This window comes from Gracilibacillus sp. HCP3S3_G5_2, from assembly GCF_052063305.1.
Classification (GTDB): domain Bacteria; phylum Bacillota; class Bacilli; order Bacillales; family Amphibacillaceae; genus Gracilibacillus.
The window spans coordinates 1-3,995 of the sequence record NZ_JBQHXU010000028.1 but is presented as its reverse complement, the minus strand read 5'-3'; the positions used below and the strand labels follow the sequence as shown (position 1 = coordinate 3,995).

Genomic DNA, 3,995 nt, shown 5'->3' with positions numbered 1-3,995 from the left:
CTTATAATATGCAAAAAATTTAGCATATTGTGTCAGGAAAGTACAGTAATCATACTGGAGGAATTTGATTTAAATAGGCCAATTTTGGATGGGATAAAGTGATGCTTTACATCAATACAGGCAATCAGTCTTTCTTCAATGTCGGTTGCAATTTCCTTTAATTCTTCATCTTCTACCATTTGAATTAGAGCAGTTGGTTTTGGTAGCCCTATGTTAGTTTTCCCTTCATTATCCTCGTAAACAACGATTTTACATGGAAGGAAATATCCAATTAGCTGATTCGTTGACAACACACGCTGCGCTTCTATAGGATTACATACTTCTAAAACAGTAAATGGATGGTCTAGTTCATATCCTTTCTTTTGCAATGTTTCCTTAATGTCAAACTGCCACTGAACACCAAACTTTTCTTCCTTTAAATTTACTTCCAATGACTTAATGGCATCTTCTATAGATTTGTGTGTCTCTATTGTGTAATGAAACATCTTTTGATTTCACTCCTATCTACTTAGTTTTTATTCACTGTTTCCATTCCAATTATTCATTCCACCGACCATATCTTCAACTTTGAAACCTAATGCCTCTAGTATTCCACAGGCAGCTTTACTTCGATTACCTGATTGACAAACAACCACATAGCTCTTTTCCTTGTCCAGTTCACCTTTTCGTAATGCAAGCTGACCTAAAGGAATGTTGTTGGCACTTGGGATTTTACCACTAGCTACTTCTCCATTTTCACGAACATCAATTATGAATACTTCTTCACTATTTTGAAGACGTTTAGCTACTTCTTCTGGTGCTATTTGTTTTGCCATCACTTGTCATCCTTTCTAATACCAAGCACTCATTCCACCTTTTACATTGTAAATATTTTCGAATCCTTGTTTTTTCAGGATATTTGCTGCTTTTGCACTTCTCATTCCGCTTTGACATATAACAACAACTTCTTTATGTTTTTCCAATTTGTCTACTTGGCTAGGCAAGTTGGAAAGTGGGATATTTTTAAACGGTTTGCGATGATTTGCTTTATATTCACCCGGTGTACGGACATCTATAAATTGAACACTTTTATCCTTAAATTTATCTTTTGCTTCTTGAACAGTTATATTCGTAATGCCCTTTTTGGGAATAAAACGATTGATCACAAAGAGTGCGATCAAAATAATAAAAATCCATTGTATAATATCCACTCTACCTTCACCTTCTCTTTTCTTAATTTTTATCTGATGTCATTTTACCTTCTGTTCTAATTGTTTCATTCGGTTACTTCCATTAGACTAGACTTAACCATATACCCATCGGGGTATGTTTTATTTAAAAAGAAAAAGGTTGTTAAATTTCCTTTTAGTAAGAAAATTTTTAGAACCCTTATCTACTTTTCACTAATAAATTTACTGCTTCTTTTACAAGTTCTTTCGTATCTTCATCATTTTCAATATTCTCTCGAACACATTGTTCTAAATTCATACTTACAATTAATCCAATTGTACGATCAATACCAGTACGAGATGCTGATAATTGAGTAATTACTTCCCTACAATCTTTATTTTGCTCAATCATATTTAATACGCCTCTAATTTGACCTTCAATACGTTTTAAACGATTTATAACAGATTTATCATACTCCATCTATTATTCCTCCTTTACATGCACAACCTATAATCTCGAAACTACTAACACTATATCCTTTTCTTAATAAAAATCTCACCCCTAGATTAATATCCATTCGATCATTCGCTACAACATGAAGTGACTGATCCGGAATCTCACTGTAGTGTCTTCTCAAATAAGCGTAAGGTATCTGCATTGCCACATTTTTTAAAGTTCCTTTTTCGTTGTAATCTCTTAAATCTAATATAACGATACCCTTTTCGCCAATTCTATTCTTACAAGTTATTCCCATAATTGGGAAATACCTTCTATATAATTCGTAACATAATAAAACAAAAACTACACATAGCAAATATATAATCATAATTGATCACCTTTTAATAAGGAATACATAAATAATAATATACCCCATAAGGTATATTGTCAAGATTTCAATATTATTTTCTATTAGTCGCTTTTGATTTCTTTAACAAAACTTATACACATCTTGAGATTAGAAAATAAATGGAGGATACACCAAATAATGTACCTCCGTTTCATACTGTTAAATAATATTCTTCAGATTTTAAGTCTACTTAAAATTATATTCAGTTACTATTCTTTCTCTACCAGTAACTAAATCATTAAAATATTCATAAAGGTTTACACCCAAATAGGAACCAGAAATGTTGTATACATTCTCATATCCTAAATTTTGTAATGCCATTACCATATTATAACTTCTTTGACCTGAACGACAGTGAATGTATACGGGCTGACCTTTTGGAATTTCATCAAGTCTCTGTCTAAACTCACTTAAAGGAATATTAACTGCGTTTTTAAAATGACCTGCATTATATTCACCTTTTTCTCGTGCATCAATAATAAAAGCATTACTTTCTACTAGTTCTCGAACTTGGTAAACTTTTACTTCTTTGTATCTGCCTTGTAGTAGGTTTAGCCCTACTAAAGCGGCATGATTAACGACATCTTTAGCTGTTCCTAGCATTGGGGAGTAGGTCAATTCTAGGTCTTTCAAATCTTCCAACGTTCCATTCATTGTAATCATGGTTGCAATAATATCAATTCGTTTATCTACATTTCCTTTACCAATTGCCTGCGCACCTAAAATTCGACCTGTTGGATATTCATAAACCAATTTAAAATGCATCGGATTGCTGTCTGGCATGAGTCCCACTTTATCTCCCGGCATTAAGTAAACATAATCGTACATCATTCCTGCTTGCTCAGCTGTTCTTGCATTAAGTCCAGTAGATGCTGCATTTAGATCAAAGAGATGGATGGATGATGATCCTATTACACCGATATTTCTATTTGGAATTCCATACATATGATCTGCAGCCGCTCTGGCTTGTTTTTGGGCTGGCCCAGCTAGTGCTAGTCTTGTTTGTTTTTGTAACAAACGATGATACACTTCAATGGCATCCCCAACTGCATAAATATCTCTATCACTTGTTAAGTAATTGGAGTCGACCTTAATAGCTCCTGTTTCTCCAATCTCAAGACCTGCCTCCTTAGCCAAGTTGGTTTCAGGTCTTACACCAATCGCTAATACCACTGCCTGCGCATCAATTTTCCTACCGGAGTTTGTTGTAATATATCCATCAGAAATTTTAGATAACCCATCATCTAGAATAAGTTCAACTCCGTGATCCACCATTTCTTTATGAAGGATTTGAGCCATATCGTAATCAAATGGTGCCATTACTTGATTTGCAAACTCAACTAATGTTACATTATAGTTCGCAAGTTTAAGATTTTCTGCAACCTCTACTCCAATAAAGCCACCACCGATGACCGCGATATCCTTCATACCTTTTTGCTTGATATATGAATTGATATTCTCAATATCGACTACGTTTCGTACTGTAAAAACATTAGAATTGTCTATGCCTTCTAAATTTGGTCGAATAGGTGAAGCACCGGGAGAAAGCACCAATTTATCATAGCCCTCTTCGTATGTTTTATCTGAGATCAAATCTTTTACAGTGATTGTTTTCTTATCCCGATTAATTTGAATAACTTCCTGTTGTACCCTAGCTTCAATATTGTAGCGACTCTTAAAGATATCGGGAGACATTAAAACAAGCTTTTCGCTATCTTCTACAATACCGCTTAAATGATAAGGTAACGAACAGTTCGAAAAGGATACGTGAGGACCTTTTTCAAACATAATAATCTCTGCACTTTCATCTAATCTTCTGACTCGTGCAGCGACAGAAGCTCCACCAGCAACTCCACCAACAATCAGTACTTTCTTTCCCATATTTAAGCCTCCCTCAATAAAGTTAATTTTTCTTCCAAATACTCGCGTATTCTCAATATTTTATAAACACTAGTTAGTTGACACACCTTATAGATAGTTAAAAATTGAAAGTAATTCA

5 protein-coding genes and 1 pseudogene are annotated in these 3,995 nt (G+C 34.1%); all 6 read right to left on the bottom strand.

The window, feature by feature from the left end; translation table 11 throughout:
• Nucleotides 1-110 precede the first annotated feature (110 nt).
• Nucleotides 111-485, bottom strand: a pseudogene (locus tag ACTNEP_RS20300) (DUF302 domain-containing protein); the annotation flags it as partial.
• A 30-nt stretch (nucleotides 486-515) separates the two neighbouring features.
• A complete protein-coding gene (locus tag ACTNEP_RS20295; RefSeq protein WP_010648785.1) occupies nucleotides 516-815 on the bottom strand; it encodes a rhodanese-like domain-containing protein in 300 nt (99 codons plus the stop codon).
• Between the two features lie 15 nt (nucleotides 816-830).
• Complete coding sequence (locus tag ACTNEP_RS20290; RefSeq protein WP_010648787.1) at nucleotides 831-1,190, bottom strand: rhodanese-like domain-containing protein; 360 nt, start codon at nucleotides 1,188-1,190, stop codon at nucleotides 831-833.
• A 178-nt stretch (nucleotides 1,191-1,368) separates the two neighbouring features.
• Nucleotides 1,369-1,629 carry a metal-sensitive transcriptional regulator gene (locus ACTNEP_RS20285; protein ID WP_010648789.1) on the bottom strand — a complete coding sequence of 87 codons (261 nt, stop codon included), beginning with the start codon at nucleotides 1,627-1,629 and terminating at the stop codon, nucleotides 1,369-1,371.
• Nucleotides 1,619-1,903, bottom strand: coding sequence for a sulfurtransferase (locus ACTNEP_RS20280; RefSeq protein ID WP_441163766.1), 285 nt, complete (start codon nucleotides 1,901-1,903; stop codon nucleotides 1,619-1,621). The genes ACTNEP_RS20285 and ACTNEP_RS20280 overlap by 11 nt, the downstream gene beginning before the upstream one ends.
• Before the next feature lie 279 nt (nucleotides 1,904-2,182).
• A complete protein-coding gene (locus ACTNEP_RS20275; RefSeq protein WP_441163765.1) occupies nucleotides 2,183-3,877 on the bottom strand; it encodes an FAD-dependent oxidoreductase in 1,695 nt (564 codons plus the stop codon).
• Nucleotides 3,878-3,995: the final 118 nt, after the last annotated feature.